This is a genomic window from Pseudoalteromonas sp. SG45-3 (genome assembly GCF_014164075.1).
GTDB lineage: Bacteria > Pseudomonadota > Gammaproteobacteria > Enterobacterales > Alteromonadaceae > Pseudoalteromonas > Pseudoalteromonas distincta.
Window position 1 is genome coordinate 186,409 of sequence record NZ_JACJEN010000001.1, and the last position, 20,789, is coordinate 207,197.

At 38.9% G+C, this 20,789-nt stretch carries 17 protein-coding genes; 7 read left to right on the plus strand and 10 right to left on the minus strand.

What is annotated here, in order from left to right; translation table 11 throughout:
* Window positions 1-84 precede the first annotated feature (84 nt).
* On the plus strand, window positions 85-798 hold the full coding sequence (locus H5126_RS00820; RefSeq protein WP_182720680.1) for a DUF1499 domain-containing protein: 714 nt from the start codon (window positions 85-87) through the stop codon (window positions 796-798).
* A gap of 142 nt (window positions 799-940) precedes the next feature.
* A complete protein-coding gene (locus tag H5126_RS00825; protein ID WP_182693538.1) occupies window positions 941-1,987 on the plus strand; it encodes an NAD(P)-dependent alcohol dehydrogenase in 1,047 nt (348 codons plus the stop codon).
* Between the two features lie 75 nt (window positions 1,988-2,062).
* Here the strand turns inward: H5126_RS00825 and H5126_RS00830 are convergent, their stop codons facing one another.
* Window positions 2,063-3,268, minus strand: coding sequence for an MFS transporter (locus H5126_RS00830; RefSeq protein ID WP_024598262.1), 1,206 nt, complete (start codon window positions 3,266-3,268; stop codon window positions 2,063-2,065).
* A 360-nt stretch (window positions 3,269-3,628) separates the two neighbouring features.
* Between H5126_RS00830 and H5126_RS00835 the strand changes: the two genes are divergently transcribed.
* From H5126_RS00835 to H5126_RS00845, 3 genes are all read left to right on the plus strand, one after another.
* Window positions 3,629-4,927: a PAS domain-containing methyl-accepting chemotaxis protein gene (locus H5126_RS00835; RefSeq protein WP_182196878.1), complete on the plus strand. Its 1,299-nt coding sequence runs from the start codon at window positions 3,629-3,631 to the stop codon at window positions 4,925-4,927.
* Between the two features lie 133 nt (window positions 4,928-5,060).
* Window positions 5,061-7,226 (plus strand): TonB-dependent receptor, encoded by a 2,166-nt coding sequence (locus H5126_RS00840; protein WP_182720679.1) that lies wholly within the window; start codon window positions 5,061-5,063, stop codon window positions 7,224-7,226.
* Window positions 7,227-7,455: 229 nt separating this feature from the next.
* A complete protein-coding gene (locus tag H5126_RS00845; protein WP_182720678.1) occupies window positions 7,456-8,418 on the plus strand; it encodes a TDT family transporter in 963 nt (320 codons plus the stop codon).
* 2 nt (window positions 8,419-8,420) lie between these two features.
* On the opposite strand, the gene H5126_RS00850 is transcribed toward H5126_RS00845, so the two are convergent.
* Entirely contained in the window at window positions 8,421-8,612 is a 192-nt protein-coding gene (locus H5126_RS00850; RefSeq protein WP_039487197.1) for a DUF2986 domain-containing protein, read from the minus strand.
* Between the two features lie 336 nt (window positions 8,613-8,948).
* On the opposite strand from H5126_RS00850, the gene H5126_RS00855 reads away from it, so the two are divergent.
* Window positions 8,949-10,436 carry a dipeptidase gene (locus H5126_RS00855; RefSeq protein ID WP_182720677.1) on the plus strand — a complete coding sequence of 496 codons (1,488 nt, stop codon included), beginning with the start codon at window positions 8,949-8,951 and terminating at the stop codon, window positions 10,434-10,436.
* A gap of 69 nt (window positions 10,437-10,505) precedes the next feature.
* Here H5126_RS00855 and H5126_RS00860 read toward each other — a convergent pair whose 3' ends face one another.
* Window positions 10,506-11,291 (minus strand): putative porin, encoded by a 786-nt coding sequence (locus H5126_RS00860; RefSeq protein WP_182720676.1) that lies wholly within the window; start codon window positions 11,289-11,291, stop codon window positions 10,506-10,508.
* 118 nt (window positions 11,292-11,409) lie between these two features.
* Window positions 11,410-12,174, minus strand: coding sequence for an EAL domain-containing protein (locus tag H5126_RS00865; protein ID WP_182695030.1), 765 nt, complete (start codon window positions 12,172-12,174; stop codon window positions 11,410-11,412).
* A 218-nt stretch (window positions 12,175-12,392) separates the two neighbouring features.
* On the opposite strand from H5126_RS00865, the gene H5126_RS00870 reads away from it, so the two are divergent.
* Window positions 12,393-12,572, plus strand: coding sequence for a 2TM domain-containing protein (locus tag H5126_RS00870; protein WP_182695029.1), 180 nt, complete (start codon window positions 12,393-12,395; stop codon window positions 12,570-12,572).
* A gap of 437 nt (window positions 12,573-13,009) precedes the next feature.
* Here H5126_RS00870 and H5126_RS00875 read toward each other — a convergent pair whose 3' ends face one another.
* The 6 genes from H5126_RS00875 to H5126_RS00900 form a co-directional block, all read right to left on the minus strand.
* Window positions 13,010-13,447: an OsmC family protein gene (locus H5126_RS00875; RefSeq protein ID WP_182721453.1), complete on the minus strand. Its 438-nt coding sequence runs from the start codon at window positions 13,445-13,447 to the stop codon at window positions 13,010-13,012.
* A 124-nt stretch (window positions 13,448-13,571) separates the two neighbouring features.
* The gene (locus H5126_RS00880; protein ID WP_182721452.1) at window positions 13,572-13,712 is read right to left on the minus strand and encodes a DUF2256 domain-containing protein; all 141 of its coding nucleotides are present in this window, start codon (window positions 13,710-13,712) and stop codon (window positions 13,572-13,574) included.
* 2 nt (window positions 13,713-13,714) lie between these two features.
* Window positions 13,715-15,244 (minus strand): cryptochrome/deoxyribodipyrimidine photo-lyase family protein, encoded by a 1,530-nt coding sequence (locus H5126_RS00885; RefSeq protein ID WP_182712563.1) that lies wholly within the window; start codon window positions 15,242-15,244, stop codon window positions 13,715-13,717.
* 445 nt (window positions 15,245-15,689) lie between these two features.
* The gene (locus H5126_RS00890) at window positions 15,690-16,682 is read right to left on the minus strand and encodes a carbohydrate kinase (RefSeq protein ID WP_182721451.1); all 993 of its coding nucleotides are present in this window, start codon (window positions 16,680-16,682) and stop codon (window positions 15,690-15,692) included.
* A 63-nt stretch (window positions 16,683-16,745) separates the two neighbouring features.
* Complete coding sequence (locus tag H5126_RS00895; protein WP_182721450.1) at window positions 16,746-19,334, minus strand: TonB-dependent receptor; 2,589 nt, start codon at window positions 19,332-19,334, stop codon at window positions 16,746-16,748.
* 234 nt (window positions 19,335-19,568) lie between these two features.
* On the minus strand, window positions 19,569-20,786 hold the full coding sequence (locus H5126_RS00900) for an ROK family transcriptional regulator (protein ID WP_310736023.1): 1,218 nt from the start codon (window positions 20,784-20,786) through the stop codon (window positions 19,569-19,571).
* Between the last annotated feature and the right edge of the window lie 3 nt (window positions 20,787-20,789).

A 20,789-nucleotide genomic window follows, 5' to 3' on the forward strand; every position in this document is an offset into this window, starting at 1 on the left:
AGCGCTTGTTAGTAGTATAAGCTACTGTTTAATAGTGCTTAATTGTTTTAATAATAAAAAATCACACAATATAGGAATCATAAAATGAAAGTTTTAGTGAGCTTAGTTAGTCTAATCGCCTTTTTACTCGTCATACTACCGGGGCCTTTGTATAAATTTGGTATTGTAGAGCTAGGAACTGCGTTTGCTGGTTTTAAATTTGGTGTTTACGCTGGTGGCGCTGCATTGGTGCTACTTATAGTACAAGCGTCATTTATGCGTAAAACGTTAACGCTAAGCAGTGGTGTTATTGCGCTTGTGTTTTCGGTTGTGGCTATTGCTATGCCACTTAACATGATGAACAAAGCTAAAAGCGTACCGGCAATTCATGATATTTCAACAGATTTAGTTAACCCACCAAAATTTGTAGCAATTGCGCCACTGCGTGCTGAAGCACCAAATCCAGTAGAGTACGCGGGTGAAGAAACGGCAGTACAGCAACGCAAAGCATACCCTGAACTGGCAACGTTAAGCTTTGCACAATCTAAAGCCGATTTGATGGCAGCAAGCGAACAAGCAGTTAAAAATCTTGGTTTTGCAGTAGTAAGTGCAAACACGGCTACAGGTATTGTAGAAGCTACTGATACAACAACATGGTTTGGTTTTAAAGACGATGTGGTAATTCGTATTAAAGATGAAGGCAGCCAACGTTTTGTTGATATTCGTAGTAAATCGCGAGTAGGGCGTAGTGATTTAGGAAAAAATGCAGAGCGCATTCATTCAATTATTAATGAACTAAACAGCTTACTTGCAAAATAATTAAATTTAGCGCCCTAGTACTAAAGATTGAGCCCAAACACTGTTTGGGCTTTTTTGTGCCTATTTTATATTGTCAGGTTCTATTCACGGGCTATGGACTATGCTGTTGATGATTTAAATTTTTAACCACTATGGAGTTATTATGAAAACAGTAGGATATGCAGCAAAAAGCCAAGGTTCTGAATTGACAGAGTTTTCTTTTGAGCGCCGCGATTTGCGAAATAACGATGTAGAAATTGAAATTTTATACTGTGGTGTGTGCCATTCAGATTTACACGCCGTACGAAATGATTGGGGTGGCAGTGACTACCCGCTAGTACCTGGGCACGAAATTGTTGGTAAAGTTATGTCGGTAGGTAGCGACGTTAAAAAATATAAGCAAGGCGACACAGTTGCTGTGGGTTGTATGGTTGATTCGTGCCAAAGTTGCGATCAATGTGATAACGACGAAGAGCAATTTTGCCGCGAAGGCATGGTTGGTACGTACGCAGGCAAAGACCGCGTTAGTGGTGAAATGACCCAAGGTGGATATTCTAAGCATGTTGTTGTACGCGAAGAATTTGTACTTTCTGTACCAGAAAATTTAGACCTTTCACGCGTTGCACCGCTACTTTGTGCAGGTATTACTACGTATTCGCCACTTCATAAGTGGGGAGTACAAAAAGGTAGCCGTGTTGGTGTTGTTGGTCTAGGTGGGCTTGGTCACATGGCCGTTAAAAATGCAGTTGCAATGGGCGCAAGCGTTACGGTAATTGGCCGTAGTGAGTCTAAAAAAGATGATGCGGTTAAATTAGGCGCTCAGCACTATTTAGTGTCATCTAATGATGACGAAATGAAAGACTCGCAATCTGCCTTTGACGTCATTATAGATACAGTCCCTGTAAAACATGATTTATCTATTTACACACCGCTACTTGATGTAGATGGTACATTAGTTATTGTTGGCCAAGTTGGTCCTGTAGATGAGCTAAGCACGGTGCCATTATTAATGGGTCGCCGTCGTATTGCAGGCTCACTTATTGGTGGTATTGCACAGACGCAACAAATGCTCGACTTTTGTGGTGAAAATAACGTGCTACCTGAGTGCGAAATGATCAACATTGACGAAATTAACACGGCATACGAGCGTATGGAAAAATCTGACGTACGATACCGCTTTGTTATTGATATGGCATCGTTAAACGCTTAATTTACTAGGTAAATTAAAAATAAAAGAGCCGCTAATTAGCGGCTCTTTTTGTATTTTAAATTAACTCGAACTCAGTTAATTAGTAGCTTGCGCTGTTGGTTGCTGTTTGTTTAGTTGTAAGTAACTTAATAGCCACATACCCAAACCACCTAAAAACAATGCAGCTGCTACGTAACCTGTTTGATTAGGTGCAGCACCTTGCGCTATTGCTATTCCGCCAACCCAAGGACCTATAGCATTGGCAGTATTAAATGCGCACTGTACTAAGGCACCAATCATAGCGTGGCCTTCGGGCGCAACGTCCATTAAAAGCGTTTGAATCAGCGTAGCCAAGCCCACACTGCAACCAATAAAGAAGATCACCGCGTAAAGAGCCCAAATATTATGGCTTGCCGTTACATATGCAAAGGCAAATACAATAGTACATACAAGCGCAAGGCCAGTCGTTTTAATTGCTGATTTATCGGCAGCTTTACCCAGTACATAGTTACCGAGTGTACAACCGATACCAAACATTACCATTGCGATAGAAATAGTATACGGAGCTGTTTTTGTTACCACTAATATGGTGTCGGCAATGTAAGTATAAATACAAAACACTCCGCCAAAGCCAATAATTACAATACCCAAAATGGACCAAACCAGTTTATTTTTAAGTACGCCAAACTCGTTTAGTAAGTTAGAAGGCTTAGCGTTATCGATACTAGGCACTACTTTATAAACAAAAACAAAAGCAATAAAGGCCAGTACTGCAGCGCCAGCTAAACAATAACGCCAACTTAAATTTTGACCTACAAGTGTAACTATAGGCACGCCAACAATAGTAGCCACAGTTAAACCCATAAACACCTTAGACATAAAGCTTGCACGCTTACCTTTTGGGGCAATATCTGATGCTAATAAAATAGCAGCACCAAAATATGCACCATGAGGTAAGCCACTTAAAAATCTAAATATTACAAGCTGCTCAAGCGACGTTGCCATCGCGCTTAACCCGTTTGAGATAAACATTAAGCTTATAAAAATGAGCAATGCTTTGCGCTTTCTCATATTAGCAGTGGTAAGCATTAAAATAGGCGCACCCACTACAACACCAATGGCGTAAGCACTAATTGCGTAACCACTTTGTGAGGGCGTTGAGCCAAATGTTTCGCTAATTAGTGGCAGCATAGGCATCATCGAAAACTCAGATAATCCTAAAATAAATGTGCCAAGTGCTAATACGAGTAAAATAGCGGTTCTGTTAAGTTGACTAGATGCCGACGTTACATCTGATGTCATAGATGATCCCTTAAGATTTAATTTTAAAAGTGAAACAGCGCAATAAATTCTGAATAGAAAATATTATATGTATGCTTAAATTTTGGTGTGAGAGGGTAGTCTGTGAAAGTGCTATTTTAAGTTAAAAAAAGTACAGAGTCATGCATAAATTAGTGTTTTTGTTAGGTTTTTAAAATATTAATTAGAAGAAAATACTACTTAAAATTCATAAAATAAAAAAACTATTTATAAAGCATGCATCTATAAGGTGTTAAATATTCGCCGAAAGGTTATTTAGAGCTTATATTTACAGTACAGTTACATGTTGATATCACATTAATTTGCTAATGTTTTTACTAATTTACTCCTTAAGGTTTTTATATGTTTGGTATTTCTAAAAGAAACGCAAAAATTGAAGAAATGGAGCTTCAATTAATTCAAAAACAGTCTATCTTGTCGGCAATTAACAAGCATGTGGCTTATATAGAGTTTACACCTGAAGGAATAATATTAGACGCAAATCAGTTATTTCTAGCTACTGTAGGCTACAGCAAAGAGCAAATAATTGGCAAACATCATCGCATGTTTTGCGAACCTGAATATGCAAAGTCAGACGAATATAGCCAATTTTGGCAAGCATTAAAAACCGGAGATTCTAAATCAGGATCGTTTTTAAGATACAAAGCTAATGGCGATAAGCTTTGGCTTGAGGCAACTTACTTTCCTGTAGAAGAGCATGGCGTAGTCACTAAAGTGATTAAAATAGCCTCTGATATTACGACTAGTTACATACAACGAAAGGCACAAGAAGCGATAGCTAGTGCACTCGATAAAGCATTGGCTACAATAGAGTTTACCCCACAAGGTAATATTTTAAGCGCAAATCAAAACTTTTTAGCAACAGTAGGCTACAGCTTAAAAGATATTGTAGGTAAACATCATAAAATGTTTTGTACTGAAGTGTTTTATGAGAAAAACCCACACTTTTGGAATGAATTAGCGCAGGGGCAGTTTAAGTCAGGAAAATTTAAACGTATTGCTGCCGACGGTTCAGAAATTTGGCTAGAAGCTACTTATAACCCAATATTAGATAGCAAAGGTAATGTAATTAAAATAATTAAGTTTGCATCAAATATTACTGATCGTATACACAATAATAATGCAGTAACTGAAGCCGCTGCAATCGCGTATGAATCGGCGGTAGCTACAGCGCAAACCGCTAAAAAAGGTTCTGAGATACTACAAAGCTCTGTTGCAAACTCAGATGCCATTGTAAGCCAAGTTCTTAAGTCAGTTGATTTAATTAAAAATCTTAATGAACAATCAGCTGTAATAGGCTCCATTGTTTCTACAATCAGCAGCATTGCTGATCAAACTAATTTACTTGCACTCAATGCTGCTATTGAAGCTGCACGTGCTGGTGAATACGGTCGAGGTTTTGCTGTAGTAGCTGACGAAGTAAGGCAACTTGCAGCCAGTACGAGTAGTTCAACTAATGAAATAGCGACCGTTGTTAAAAATAACCAAGAGCTCACTAATGATATATCAAGGCAAATTACGTCGGTTTCAGACTCTTCAGAGCAAGGCCGAGAGCTTATTGCGAATGTATCTGAGGTTATTAAAGAGATTGAGCGAGGGGCTGATATTGTTTCTCAAACAGTCGCTGAGTTAAATACTTAATTTATTATATGACCTTTTAGATTAAACACGCCTAACAACATTCAAAATTGATAAAGTGCGACAATATGTCGCGCTTTTGCTTTTGCAGTTCACACTATAATTACGCCAATTATTACAGTGGCATAAATTAACAATGGTTTATAAAAGCAAAACTCAAAAAACTTACTTACTTTCCCCTGTCGCACTTTTTATTAGCGGTGTGCTATCTACTTTTGCATTTGCCGACGATACGTCTTTAGAAGTAATTGAAGTACACGGACATGCTCAAAATAAGCATTTAGCACTTGGTTCGTCAGAATCGTTATTAAGTGATTTAGGTGTCGACTTTTCAGCTGCGGGCGGCGTATCTAACCTCCCTATTTTAAATGGTTTAATGGGCGACAGAGTTAAAGTGTTAATTGATGGCGCAGATGTTACCGCTGCATGCGCTAATCATATGAACCCGCCACTTTCGTATATCTCGGCTAATCAAATTTCGTCTTACAATGTGGCTGCAGGCGTGTCGCCAGTGAGCGCGGGCGGCGATAATATTGCTGGCGTAATAAGCGTTAATTCTATTTCACCACAGTATAGCGATAGCAATGAATTAGATTGGCACTCAGGCTATGTGTCAGCAAAGTACAGTAGTGTTGATAACGGACGTAAGCTTGGCGTAGGTGCACGTTTAGCAAGTGACACGTTTAGCCTTAATTACCAGGGGTCGTTTAGTGATGCTGATAGTTATGAAGACGGTAACGGCGATGTGGTATTAGATACATTGTATCGAGCACAAAATCATAGTTTAACCGCAGCTATGCGCGATGATAAACAGCAATTAGTTATAAAGCTAACACATCAAAAAATCCCGTATCAGGGATTTGCAAATCAGTATATGGATATGACCGATAACACCAGTTACGGTGCAATAGCTCAATACAAACGCTCCTTTGAAAACAGCGAGCTTGAAGGGCAAGTTAATTGGCACAGTATAAAGCATGAAATGGGTTTTTTTAGCCAAGAAAAAACAGGCATGATGCCAATGAAAACCGATGCACAAGATATAAGTACGCAGCTTAAATGGCGTATTTCGCTTGATAAAAATAGCAGTATTTTACTCGCTCAAGAATATTACAATTACAGCATTGATGATTGGTGGCCAGGTATTGAAGGCTCAACCATGATGGGACCAGACGATTACGTAAATATAAATAATGGCAAACGAGAGCGCATAGCAGCATTTGCTGAATATGAGAACCAAATAAATACAAAACTATGGCTAAACGCAGGTGTACGTATTGAAAGTGTTAATACCCAAGTAGGTGAGGTTCAGCCTTACAACGACGGTATGAGCATGATGGATATGGACTATATGAGCGATATGGGCAGTATGGAAAGTATGACCATGAGCGATACGTCTACAGATAATAGCATTGCTGCACAGAATTTTAATGCTGGCGGCAGAGATAAAACCGACACTATAGTTGATGCTAACTTATTAATTAACTACCAAATAACAAATTATGATGAGCTGCAATTTGGTCTAGCCCGTAAAAACCGCGCGCCTAATTTATACGAGCGATACAGCTGGGGCGTAAGTAATATGGCAACCACCATGATTGGCTGGTATGGCGATGGTAATGGCTATATTGGTAACCCTGATTTAGACGTTGAAACAGCGCATACTTTAAGTGCTACTTATATTAAATCGGCTAAAGATGACCGTTGGCGTTTAAGCACCAATGTTTGGTATACAGATGTGAATGATTATATTGATGCTGATATTGTAAGAAGCTTCAATAGTTATGACTTGGACAACACAGCGCGTAATATTTTGCAGTTTACTAATGTAGATGCCATTTTATATGGTGCAAAAATAGATTTAACAGCCAACATTTATGAATCTAAGGATTTAGGTAACTGGCAGTTACACGCTAATGTTACTAATACGAGAGGCAAGCGCGACGATACTAACCAGCCGCTTTATCAAATTAAACCACTGCAGACCCAGCTAGGTATTAGCCAGCAAATGGGTCGGTTTGAACACGCATTATCTTGGCAGTGGGTCGATAATAAAAGCCGTGTAGATAATAATCGTTTTGAAAACCAAACAGACAGCTACAGCTTGGTTAATTTAAGCTCTAAAGCCACATGGGATTCATTAACGCTAAGCGCAGAAGTGAGTAACGTGTTTGATGAGTACTACCAACTCCCACTAGGCGGCGTAAGTATTGCAGCACTTAAACAAGATAGCAGCAACGGGTTTGAACAACCTGCTGGGCAGGGTCGTTCATTTAATTTAAGTGTTAGTTACGCGTTTTAATTAACGTCATATTCAAATTTAAAATAAAGCAAAAGCCATAACCACGTTATGGCTTTTTTTGCGCTTTAATAACTAATAACTAATATGTAAGCCGTAAACTTATTTTTATGAAATATTTGTACGCAAAAAGCGTTCTATTAAGCACGCTTGTACTAATTTTACAGCGTTATTTTAAGGCAATGCAGTAAAAAGCAGTAACTTGTTCATCACCCAATGATTAGGAAGTACAGTGTTTAAGCAATTTAAAAATAAAGTGATGGGTGCGCCAACAGCTATGGCCGGTTTAGCTTTGGGTATTGCTAGTATGGGATGGACATGGGAAAACGTTTTTAATTTAAACTCCCAAGGGCAATTTTTGGGAGCGGTATTAGCTGGCGTATTAGTTTTACTTTTGGCTGCTAAGTTTTTACTACACCCTCATTTATTAAAAGCCGATTTAGCACACCCAGTTGCAGGAAGTGTGATCCCTACATTTGCAATGGCTAATCTTGTTATTTCAAACTCAGTTGGGCAATTTAACCAATTAGCTGGCGACATTATGTGGGTTTTAGCTTTTGTGTTGCATCTAACCTTTTTGGTGAGTTTTTTATACCAGCGAGCAAAAAAGTTTAATTTTGAAGATATGGCGCCTAGCTGGTTTGTGCCACCAGTGGGGATAATTATTGCAGATGTTACTTTTTCGGGAAATCCGACATTAGCGTGGTTAGCTTATAGTGCATTAGTTATTGGTATATCAACGTACGCTATAATGCTGCCAATTATGTTTTATCGTTTTTTATTAGCATTAAAAAGTGACTACGAAATACAGCCAACACTCGCCATTTTAGCAGCACCAGCCAGTTTAACATTAGTGGGGTATTTTCATATTGTAGCTAATCCATCACTTGTTATAGTGGGCGCATTATTTATATTAGCGATAATAAAAACACTGATTGTTTATGTGTTATTTATAAAGTTATTACGCAGACCTTTTACGCCGAGCTACGCTGCTTTTACATTTCCAATGGTCATTGGGGCAACTGCATTATTTAAAATGGCTGATTGGATGCAAAGTATAAACCTCGCAATGCCATATGTAGATACAGTTAATTACTTAGCTAAGTTTGAACTTATAGTTGCCACGGCAGTGGTATGTTATGTAAGTGGTTGGTACTTTTGCCTCTTTAAATTATCAAAGCAACAGGTAACGTAAAGCTACTCTTGGATTACCTGTGGCTCATTACTTTCTTGTTCAGCTAGTTTTTCGCGCTCAGCTTTTGATACATAAGAGGGTTTGTTGCTTTTATGTAGTTTAGCGTTAGTGCGTTTATCTTTTTTTTGAAATTTAGTGACGATTTTTTTACGACGGTTCACAATTAAATACTCTCTTAATTTTAAGTCGCGCATTATACAGTCATCCTCATGAAAGCTGCTATATAAATATTTAACATGAACTCTGGGTAAGAGGTTTACCAGCGTATTGAACTATAGTGATATTTAAATTTATTTTCTCTAGCCAGAGATTTTCAGTGAAAACAAGGCGAACTTACGCGTCAATAGCTGGCCTATTGCAAGTAAGTTCAACGCAGTTAGCGCTGGAAATAGCTGCTTGAGATAGATTTATTATCCAGAGTTCAGGTTATTTACCTTAAGTAATCTGCACGTTTGGCGTAAAGAGCTATAAGTAAGTAACTCATAGCGTTATAATTACCGCTCTTAGCTATTAATTAAATGGGAATTGTTTTGAAAAAGTTAGCTTTAGCCAGTATTGCTTTATTTGCATTTGGCGCACATGCGCAGTTAAATAAAAATATTGATAGCGTTGCCGATTACGCAGTAAATACCTACCAAAATGCTCAAATACACACACTAACTAACTTAGTGGCTTTTCCGACGGTTAATAAAAGCGACATTAGCACTCCTCAAAATCCCGATTTTATTGGCTTTAAAGCACTTTTAAAAATGAAAGCCGCAGAGCTTGGTTTTGACTACCAAGATTTAGGCTACACCGTCTTAATTGGTATGGGCGAGCAAAGCGAAAAAGTAACGGTAGTAACCCACGGCGACGTGCAACCTGCTAATGCAAGTAAATGGAAACAAAGCCCTTTTATTATTGATACATCTGAACCGGGTAAATTAGTTGGTCGTGGTACTGAGGACGACAAAGGTGCAATAGCAACAGCGCTTTACGCCATGAAAGCAATTAAAGATAAAGGCATAACCCTTAATAACCGTATTGAGCTTATGATTTACCTTGCTGAGGAGTCTGATTGGGGTCCGCTTACTCAATTTATGAAAACGTATGAACAACCAAAATATGCAGTAACGATTGATGCATCATACCCTGTAGTGGTTGCCGAGAAAGGCTGGAGCTTAATTGCACCTACTTTTAATGCAACATCACCACAAACGGGTTTATATGTAAAGGATGTAACTGGCGGTGCGTTTAGAAGCCAAATTCCAGAAGACGCCAGCTTAGTGCTTCACAATGCAGACGCGGCACTTATTAATACATTAAAAGCAAAAGCTAAAACATTAAATAAAGTTGAATTTAACTTTAGTGAAAAAAGTAATGGTTTAGCAATAAGCGTTAAAGGTATGTCGGCGCATTCATCTGAGCCGGAGTCGGGTATAAATGCTATTGCTTATTTAGCTGAGTTATTTAAAGGTGTGAAGCTTGAAAATAACAGTGACGGCGAGCTAATCGACTTTGTGAATCAGTTAATTGGTTTAGATATTCACGGTAAACAATTTGGCGAAATAGCTTACAAGCACGACTTTATGGGCCCAATGACAGTGGCACCAACCGTTATTGAGCGCGATGGTAATGCGCTAACACTTGCTGTAAATGCACGTCGCTCAATGGGTAAAGACGAAGCTGTATTACAAAAGCAAATTGATGATGCACTCGCTAATTGGCAAGCTACTAACAATGTAACACTTGCTAACATAGAAACAATTATTGGCACACCTATGCTACTTGATGGCGCGCCACATGCGCAAAAGCTGCTTGATATTTTCAAGCATTTTACGGGCGACGAAAAAGCTGACTTTGTATCAATAGGTGGTGGCACTAACGCAAAGCTGTTTGATAATGCTGTATCGTTTGGCCCTTCAATGCCGGGTAAGCGCTACACAGGTCATTCAGAGCATGAATTTATGACACTTGAGCAACTTGAACTGAATTTACGTATGTACACAGCAATGATGATAGAGCTTGGTAATATGTAGTTATAGTTGTTTAGTAAAAGCCGCCTTGGTTAACTGAGCAGACCCAGCAAGGCGGCTTTTTTGTGTTTATTAAAACTGGGCTACAAAGCTAAGATTGTATATATCATAGTTATCATTATCAGTGTAATTAGCTGTGAAGTAGTAGCTATCATTAATAAAGTACTTACCTTCAATAACTAAATCAGAGTCGTTTGAGCCAATACCGACTGCAACATGTTTATTGAAGTAATAGTTTGCGAGCACATTAAAAACTGAGTCGTCGCCAACATCTAGATAGTCAACATTTACAGCAAAATAGCTGTCATCATAAAGATGGGCAAAGTAACGTGATGATAGGTCCCACGACTCTGTTTCATCATCTGTTTCAACAGTAAAACCAATGTAGTCGGTGTCGTTAATTTCATGATTATACTGAGCTTTAAACAAATAAACTGTATCGCTATATTCATAATCTAACATACGTACAGATACTTTTAGTGAATCAGCAAATAAGTAACCTAAACCTAGTGAATAGTTGTCGGCATCACCAATATTAGGTAGTTCAAAAGTTGCAAAAGCATTGCCGTAAAAGCCTTCTCCAAAAATACCTTTTCCACTATAACCATCTGAATTAAAATAATTTAAGCCTATATTGCTATCTGTATCTAAGTAGCCAAAATCATCCCACACACCTGAATTTTGCTGCTTCTCAAAGTAATAGTGAGTTGATAACCCGTACACATCATCGTTGTAATAATCAGAATCAATTTTTGCGTAGTTTATAGAGTTAAACCATTGTTTTGATTCTGACTGCTCGGCGTTTACAGACGCTGTGCAGCTAAGTGCGAGTAAAGTGAGTGGGATTAAAAAGCGCATAAGTATCCCTTCTTATAATTAAGTAAATTTGTTACTAGAATGGGTATTATATTTGTGAGGTTTTATAAGGCAATTAAATGATTGTAATAAAGTGTTTAGATGTTGTTGGTTTTCCTAATTAAAAAATTAGGTTTACCTCAGGCAAGTTTTCAAAGCTTGGTTTGGCAAATAAATACCCTTGCATAAGCTCAACACCTGCGTTTTTAAGCCACTTATATTCTTCTACCGTTTCAATCCCTTCAGCTAGTGCGGTGATGTTTAAATCGCGAAACATATTTAAGCAATGAGTTACTATTAGTTGGCGTTTTTTGTCGTTGTTAATATCGCGTATGAGCGCCATATCAAGCTTGATAATATCTGTTTGAAAGTCAGCCAGTAGATTTAAACCAGAATAACCTGCACCAAAGTCATCAGTGGCGGTTTTAAATCCGAGAGACTGATAGTAATCAACAATGCGTTTAATGTGTGCGGTGTCTTCTATTTTTTCAACTTCAGTAAATTCAAACATAATATTTTGAATTGGAAAGTTATACTTTTTTGCAGCTTCGAGTGTGGTGCGTATACATCGCTCAGGTTTATAAATAGCATTAGGTAAAAAGTTAATGCTTAGCATTGATGTTATGCCCAGCTTTGCGGCTAGTTGAATGGCTTTAATACGACAAAGCTGATCAAATGCATAGCGGTTGTCTTCATTCACTTTTGAAATAATTGAATAAGCAGACTCGCCATTTAAACCTCTAACCAATGCTTCATAGCCATAAATTAGGCGAGTTTTACAGTTTATAATCGGTTGAAAAGCCATAGAAAAATCAAATTCAAGATCGTTGGCGTCAGCACAATTACTACATGTCACTTTTTCACAATCTTTTGATTTTTCGATCACTTAGTTCATCCTCTGATGCATATTTGTTTAGGTTAGTTGAGATTAGATTCTAACACAAATAGATTAAAGTATTGTTTTTTATGTTTTTATACATAATAAATAACTATGTAATTAAATGAAAAATAATGACTAATGTCAGATCACTTAGTGACATTTGGCAGGTGTGTACGTTGCTTATTAAAACAATAATAGCGACATACATTACTTTGAGAATATAAATGAGCAATACAATTACAATAGGCAAAAAAATTAAAGCATATTTACTTATTTTAACTTTGCTAAGCGTTATAAATTTACTAACTTCGCCTAGTTATATCTGGGTAGTATGGCCAGCGCTTGGGATGGGAATTGGGTTAGTAGTAAGTGCTTTGAGTAGGAATAAATCTAGGGCGTATTGATTTTTGTGGATTGAAATTTATTCAATCTAGGGGCGATTTAATCGCGGCGTGAGGTTTGTAACCTAGTGGGCTCGATAACTGCTCCTGCGTTATTCTACTGGCTTACATCCATGTAAGAATAAGTAAAAACCGAGCAAAGCTTCCGCGTCCTGCTCACGCCCCTTACCTACATCCATGTAGGCAACAAAGAGTCAATCGTCCCTAGAAAGAACCCAAAGGGCAGCGCATGTTTGGCATCTATGCTGCGTTATCACCTATTAATGGGGAATAACCACACAACATAGGCTCTGCCTAGCCTAAATACCAAGCACACTGCTGTAAATTCAATCACCAAAGAACAACACGCCCTAGAGATACTTCTTTATAATAAAAAAGCCAAGTAAATATTTACTTGGCTTGTTTAGTAAGGGACTGTCTAAATAGTTAAGTCTAAATATTTAAAATGCTGATTGAAGTGTCGCATCTAGTGATATTTCGGTATTTAAGAGCTTGGAAATAGGACAGTTCTTTTTGGTTTGCTCGCATAAGGCTTGGAACTGCTCATTTTGAATATCATCAATACGCGCTTTTACTTCAAGGGCAATATGCGTCACCGAAAAACCATCATCTACTTCATCAAGGCTTACAGTGGCTTTAGAATCAATTTTATCTGCGGTAAAGCCTGCATCACCTAATGCAAGTGAAAGCGCCATACTAAAACATGCACTGTGCGCTGCACCTACTAATTCTTCAGGGTTTGAGCCTGCCTCATCTTCAAAGCGGGTATTAAAACCATATGGTTGTTTATTAAGCGCGCCACTTTGAGTTGATATGCTACCTTTGCCTGTTTTAATGTCGCCAGACCATGTTGAACTTGCCGTTTTTTTAATCGTCATCATCTTCTCCTTGCTAGAGTGTAAGCTTTTCAGGTTATCTAAGCGTTATTTACAAAATAAACTTATATAAAGCCTTAAAAGCACTAATTACTGATGATGTTGCAAAATAGGCGCCAGTTAATTGTTACCCCTGTTTATTTCGCTTACAGCGTTCTGAACAGTAAATAACGTTATCCCAATCGCGTTGCCATTTTTTACGCCACGTAAAAGGTTTATTACAAAGAGGGCATATTTTTTGAGGTAAGTTTAGTTTTTTGTGCGCCATACTTACTTAGCCTTACTGTTATTTTTAGTATCCGTTTTACTTTTTGTTCGAGTAACTTTTTGAGTACCCCCAACGTGCTTTTTAAGAATTTTCCCTATGGCACGTTTAACATCGGCTCGCTCACGGTATTGCCATAAGCGTTCGCGTGCTTCTTTTGAGGCCGCTGTTAAATCAAGCATGGGTTCAGGGTAATCCTCCCCTAATTTAAAGTCGTTAAAGAGTGCTTCCATTGGAGTTTGCTCCCAAGGCTGATGTAAATATTCAATAGGGAGTTTTTCAAGCTCTGGGCACCACTTTTTAATAAACGAACCTGTTGGGTCTTGATCTTCTGATTGCTTAATTGGGTTGTAGTGCCTAATGGTATTAATACCTGTGACCGAGGCTTGCATTTGAATTTGCGGATAATGAATCCCTGGCTCAAAATCTAAAAAGTAATTAGCGAGCGGAAAGCTTGCTTGCTGCCAACTTATATTTAAATGATGCGTTACAAAGCTTACAAGCATGGCGCGCATTCTAAAGTTTATATAACCGGTGGCTTTTAAGCAGCGCATGCAAGCGTCAATAATTGGAATACCTGTTTGACCTTGCGCCCAGCGTTCAATATCGTTTTTCACACGTTCATCATCACGATACGGAAATACGTGATAACCCGGATTAAGAGCTAAAAACTCCATAGAGCACTCGCTTTCGAACTTTTGCATAAAGTGGCAGTGCCAATGCAAGCGCGATACAAACGCTGCTAGTGGGCGTTTCCAACCTCTTTTGTCAGGGTGTTTTGAATGATATTCATCAATGGTCATTTGATACACTTGCCTAAGGCTAATGTTCCCCCATGCTAGATAGGGCGAAAGCCGAGAGCAGTGGGTTTGGCTTAAACTTGGGCTCGATATTCCCTTTTGATAACCTTTACCGCGCTCGGCAAAAAAACTCTGCATTACAGTTCGCGCATGCAGTGGGCCACCTTGTTGAAAGCTGTCGTGATCTTGAGTGTAAGCGCTTGGCAGCTCAGGCGCTTGATAGTTATTAAGGGTAATTGTTTTTATACTCTTCCAATTAGGAACAGCAATAGGTGCTTGCATTGTTTGCTGCCAGCGTTCGTTCCAATTATTACGATTTTTTTTGCCGCGAATTACCGCGCCTGTTTGCGACTCTTGCCAATTAATGTGGTTATGCTGGCACCATGCTTTTATTGCCTTATCGCGCTCAAAGGTGTTGTTTAAGCCTATTTCTTGATGGCTAAAAATATTAACTATTTCAAACTGCGTCTTTATCGACTCAAGTAAATCGTTCATATTTAAATTAAATATATAAACACAGGCGTTAAAACGCGCTAGCTGATTATTTAACTCAACTATCGATTGATACACAAAGCGCCAGTGCCGCTCATTGTAGTGTGCATCTTCGAGCAGTAATGGCTCAAAGTTATAAAATAACAGGGTCGGTAAGCCATTACTAAATGCATTTTTTAATGGTTGATGATCGCTAAGACGTAAATCACGTTTAAACCACACGATGTTTATTTTTTCTTTCATACTGGCAATATTAAAACCGTGGCATTATAAATAATAGGACAAAACCAATACGTTTTAAATGTAAAAGAAGACTAGTGTAAAAACGATTTTGATATAGGCAACTCATGTTAAGGTGATACTAAAATGAGTCGCCAATAAAAGAAGTATTATAAATAGGGAGAATTACCGTGATACTTAAGCAATTTTGGCACTTGCAGTCATGTGAGAGTACACCTATTAAAGCTTCACCAATTGCAACTACTTCCATTATCTTTTCCTAAAACTTGCGGGGGTATCGCTTTGTATGACGATACCCTCAGTTAGGGTAAAATTAAAAACGCTTACCAATAGTAAAACTAAAGACACGAGATATGACAACGCGCGCATTAAATATAATTGATTGATCCGCTACCGTTTCACCTGAGTGAAACTTCCCTCTAATAAGTTTCCTGAGTTATTTAGGTTTTTAACATCGACACGAAGATTTAAGGGTACTCGCCGAGATATCATGGTATGCAGGTAGGGCATCAAAGGCTCCAAACGTTGCTACTGTTTTGGCTCCGCATTTAGTAGCAAAGTCGATAGCCTTTGAAACGTTAGTAAAGTTATTTGCCCAGTCAGTAAATTCTGTTTTATTACTCACTAGCGAAGATATTTGATATAAAAAACCACCTACAAACGCATCGCCTGCAGCTGTGGTATCCACAACATATGCCTTAGGGCAAGGATAAGTACCACTAAATGAGCTAGATGAAAAAGTAATAGGCTCGCCACCATCGGTCATTAAAACTAAAGCTACGCCACTATCTACCCAACTTCTAATAGTGGTATCAATATGCTCTATTCCATAAAGCGAGATCAGCTCATCTTTACTCGCTTTAATAACATCAACTGTTTTAGCAACATCCTCAATAACAGATTTAGCTGTGAGTGGTTCATCCCAGAAGGCTGAACGAAAGTTAATGTCAAAGCATGTAACCGAGCCTGATTCTTTAAAGTGTTTTAGCGCATGTAAGGTTGTATTTAATACTAAAGGTTTTGCAAAAGAGCCTGAACAAAAACTCACAATTTTAGGTGTTGAAAATAAAGAGGGCTCTAAATCGGTTATTTGTAAATCGTAATGTGCAGCATATTTATCGTAAAATTCAAATGTACGTTCACCGTTTTCATCCAACGATACGAACGCGAGTGCCGTCTTCCCTTTTTTTGAAAAGCCAACATAAGATGTGTTTACATTATACATTTTGAGTGCATTTATTAAAAAGCGACCAAATTTATCATTGCCTACTTTACCAAGCAAATAACTTGAACCACCAAGCTTTGCTACGGCTACAGCAACATTAGCGGGTGCGCCTCCGGCAAACTGTGTGAAGTCTAGTTCGCTATTTGATGCCTTATTGTGCATGCAGTCATGTGAGAGTATATCTATTAAAGCTTCACCAATTGCAACTACTTCCATTATATTTTCCTAAAAATTGCGAGGGTATCGCTTTGCATGACGATACCCTAGATTAGAGTAAAATTAAAAACGCTTACCAATAGTAAGGCTAAAGGTACGAGGTAAGACAACGCGCGCATTAAATGTAGTTGCTTGACCTGCTACCGTTTCACCTGCGCGAGGATCCCCCTCTGATAAGCCTTCTGAGTTATTTAGGTTTTTAACATCGGCACGAAGGTAATAACCGTCTTCGTTTTCAAGGGATAAACCAAGGTTTAACATGCCATACATAGGCAGTTCTGCTGTGTTGGCGTCGTCGGCATAACGTTTACCGCTCCAAGAGTAGCTACCATGAATAGCTGCCATACCCCACGAAAAATCTTCAAACTGATAGCTACTAGTTAATTGGCCAAAGTGCTTAGGCACACGTACAGGTAAGTTGCCGTTTATATCAATAGAGGCAGAGCTTCCATTAGCATCCAAGTATTGCGCCGCTGGTGTGTTTACAAATTCGGGTGATTGGTACGTTGCAGATACACCAATGCGCCAGTCTTGGGTGATTTGCAGGTTAAATTCGGCTTCTACACCTAAGGTTTCTGTGTTTCTAAAGGCTTGACGTTGCACTACTTGACCATTTTCAACAGTAGGTACATTAAAGAATAAATCATCCGCAGCGGCGAAGTAACCGGTTACAAATGCTGCGACATCACCTTCGTTATATTTAATGCCCACCTCGGCCATTACCGTTGAAGCTGGTTGTGTTTCGCGTCTCTCAGAGTTATTAAATTGATTAATTTCCTCTTGACTAGTTAGGTTGGTAATCGCCATGTATTTATCTACATCAGGCATACGAAAACCATCTGCATATCGAGTGAATACCGCTAAGTCGTCGTTAAATTTGTAGTTAGCTGCAATTGTCCATGCCATTTCGTTGTATTCAACATCAAAGTTTCGGTAAGTCCCATCACCAAAGGGCAGGGTAATATTCCCATTGACGGTATCAGTATCGCTGGCAAAACTGTCAATTGTGTAATTAGCTTGGTTTTGCGCTTCCCCATCTGCTTTGAGGGTTTCGTACCTTAGGCCCAGATTAAACGACACATCTTCAAGCTCGTATTCAAAGTCAGCAAAGGGCGCAAGGGTATTTTCACTATAAACAATATCGGCAAAACCATGTGATCCAGCCTGAATACCTTTGTAAGTACCGCTGGCAATGTCAAGACCTTGTGCATCTGTAAATACAACATCTAAGCGCTGCGGCAGGGGCTCTACTGATTGCAGTGTATTAATTCGATAGTCGGTAACATGGCCATTAATATTAGAGAAGAATAAGCCAAAATTAGCATAAAGAGTCCCTTCGCCTACATCATCAAAGGTGTAGTTGAATCTGGTTTCGTTTTGAAAGTTATCGCCTTCAAAACGTCTATGCCAAAAGCCTGCGTTTATTCCGTATCCATTGGTGTTGTAGGTATTTACGTTGCTTGAATCAGCCAATACAAAGCCGTTTCCTGCATCGCGTATATCGTAACTTAGGTTACCATCAACCATGGCACCTGCAAGGACATCAGTATTTGCAGCATATATAGCTTGTGCTTTACTAGCTAACGATTCGGCGTTACCTACGTTAATGATGCCGGTAAAGGTTGTTAGCATATCGGTATAACGCATTTGATTTGAAAAGACTAAGTTTTCGTTGATTTCAATTTCGGTTGTATTGCCAAAGTAGGTCACATTAGCGTAGTTACCATCTGCAATATCCAAATCAATGTCGCCGCTTGGGGTGTTATTAAGAGTTAATAAACGCGCACCTGCTGAGTTACCGGTGGTGCCATCTCTGATATCCATCCCGCCTGGGATTGTTTTAGCATTGGTGGTTGAGCCTATTAATGGCTGAGGAATAAAAAAGAATGATCTATCGTTTTGTTTATTAAACTCAAAGCGGGTAAAACCGCTGCCATCTTTAAAAAAGTGCTTAATATTACCATTAAGCTCACCACCTTGGTTAGCTGTATACCCCGGATCGCGTGCGGAGTCATCCTTGCGATACCAAGCGCCAACAGCATAGGTTGTCTGATCGTCTATTGATCCGCTAACCCAACCTTGTCCACCTAGGCGGTTGTTGCTGTTGGTTTCAAAAAACACATCACCTTGGGTATCATCGGAGCCTTCACGAGAAATAAAATTAATAAACCCAGCTGGCGCGCTACCAACAAAAATTGACGAGGCACCACCACGAATAGCTTCAACGCTGCCAACAAAATTAGACAAACGGGTAAAGCGATCATTTTGAGTAAATAAAATATCTTGATTATAAAACACGGTCATACCATCACGAAGTAGTGCTGTAAACTCTGTTTGCGTTGATAACGGAAAGCCTCGTGGGGCTACGTTGTTACCGGTTTCTCCACCGGTGTCTTCGGCATGAAAACCAGGAATACTTCGCACTAATTCAGCAACACTGTGCGGAGCCAATTGCTCTAACTTTGCTTCGTTAAAGGTAGTTATTGCATTAGTTGATTCGATTTTCTCTTTTGGCCGAGATGTTCCCGTTACAATGATGCGCTCAAACCCTAAATCACTTTTTGCTACTTGTTGCTCTTGTGACAAGACGCTAGGGGATATGGATAGACCTACAGCGACTGCAATTAGAGTCATTTTTGCTGATACTTTCATTTTTCTGTTCTCTCTTTGTTGTGTGTGTATACAAATTTGCGGTTTTATTAATCAAACATGTCAGTGTTATCAAATTTGTAAATAGAATGTAGAGAACTTAAAATAATAAATCAACTATTATTACTTATTATTTTTTGTACAGCTTTTTGATTGTTTAAGTGAATTTTTTACCTCTGATAAAAAATAAATAAGCAGCCAACGTTACCGATGGCTGCTTTTTAACTTTAAAGTATATTAGTGGTGTGAAAGGCTTGCGTGATCTTGAGAAAAGTTGATAAGTAACGGAAGGTTAGCGCAGCCTACTGATTGAGCCTTGGCGCCAATAGAGCCACTTTGTACTTCACAGCGATTAATACCGCGATGATCAGCCTGGCTCAATTTTAACTTTGTTGCCAAAACTATTTTTTCTCTGACATTGATAGGAATGGCGCCATCAATGACAATTGCCTCAAAATCAAAAATAGCTAAAGAACACAATGCCGCGTAGGCGAGGCCATCTGCAACTTGGTCTATCCACTTATCGAGTACGGGGCCTAAGTCTCCCCAATACTCTTTTGAACTCCATAGTATGTCAGTATTGTAGCCATCACCTTTGAGCATTTTTTCGAGAATATACAGTGATGATTGCATAATAAGTTGTTGGGAGGTTAGTTGTCCTTCTCTATTAAGCATAGGCCTAGGTAATGAACCTATAGCGCCGGCATTACCTTTTTTACCAGTAAATAAGGTTTCGTTTATAACAACTCCACCACCAATAAAAGTACCAATAAAAATATATAAAAAATCGCTAAAACGAGCAGGATTACCAAAGCTTAATTCAGCTGAACAAGCAGCGGTATCATCATTACATACATACACGGGAAGATGTACAATCTGATTTATTTTTTCTTTAAAATCAAAAGACTTCCATTCATTCAATACTGTTTTTGGAGCGCCGGCTTCTTCTGTCCAGTTCCAAATTTCGTAAGGGGTAGCAACACCCACACCTAAGATACGCTTGGCTAATTCGTCACTTAAGCTCATTTTAAGTACGCTGATCCCTTTCTCTAAAAAGGTTAGCAAGCTCTGTACTGTGGGGTAAGCGCAGTTTTCGTGCAAAGTTGCGCGTATATTTCCTACTAAGTCAATCAAGGTTAAATCAAAACTGCGACGACCTACTTTTAAGCCAATTCCAAATGCACCATCTGGATTTAACGCAAATGGGATGGTTGGTTGGCCAACCTTACCACGCTGAGGGTCTTTCCGTATTAATAACGATTCGGCTTCTAAACTATTGATAATTACTGTGACGGCCTGTGCTGAAAGCCCTGTTTTTTGTGCAATTTCAGCTTTTGGAGCACTACCGTGTTGGCGAATTAATGACATAATTCGGCGTTCATTATGAGCACGCAGGCCAGATTGGCTTCGGCCTTCTTGTAAAGAGAGTCGAGGGTTTTTAGATTTGATAATTATTCC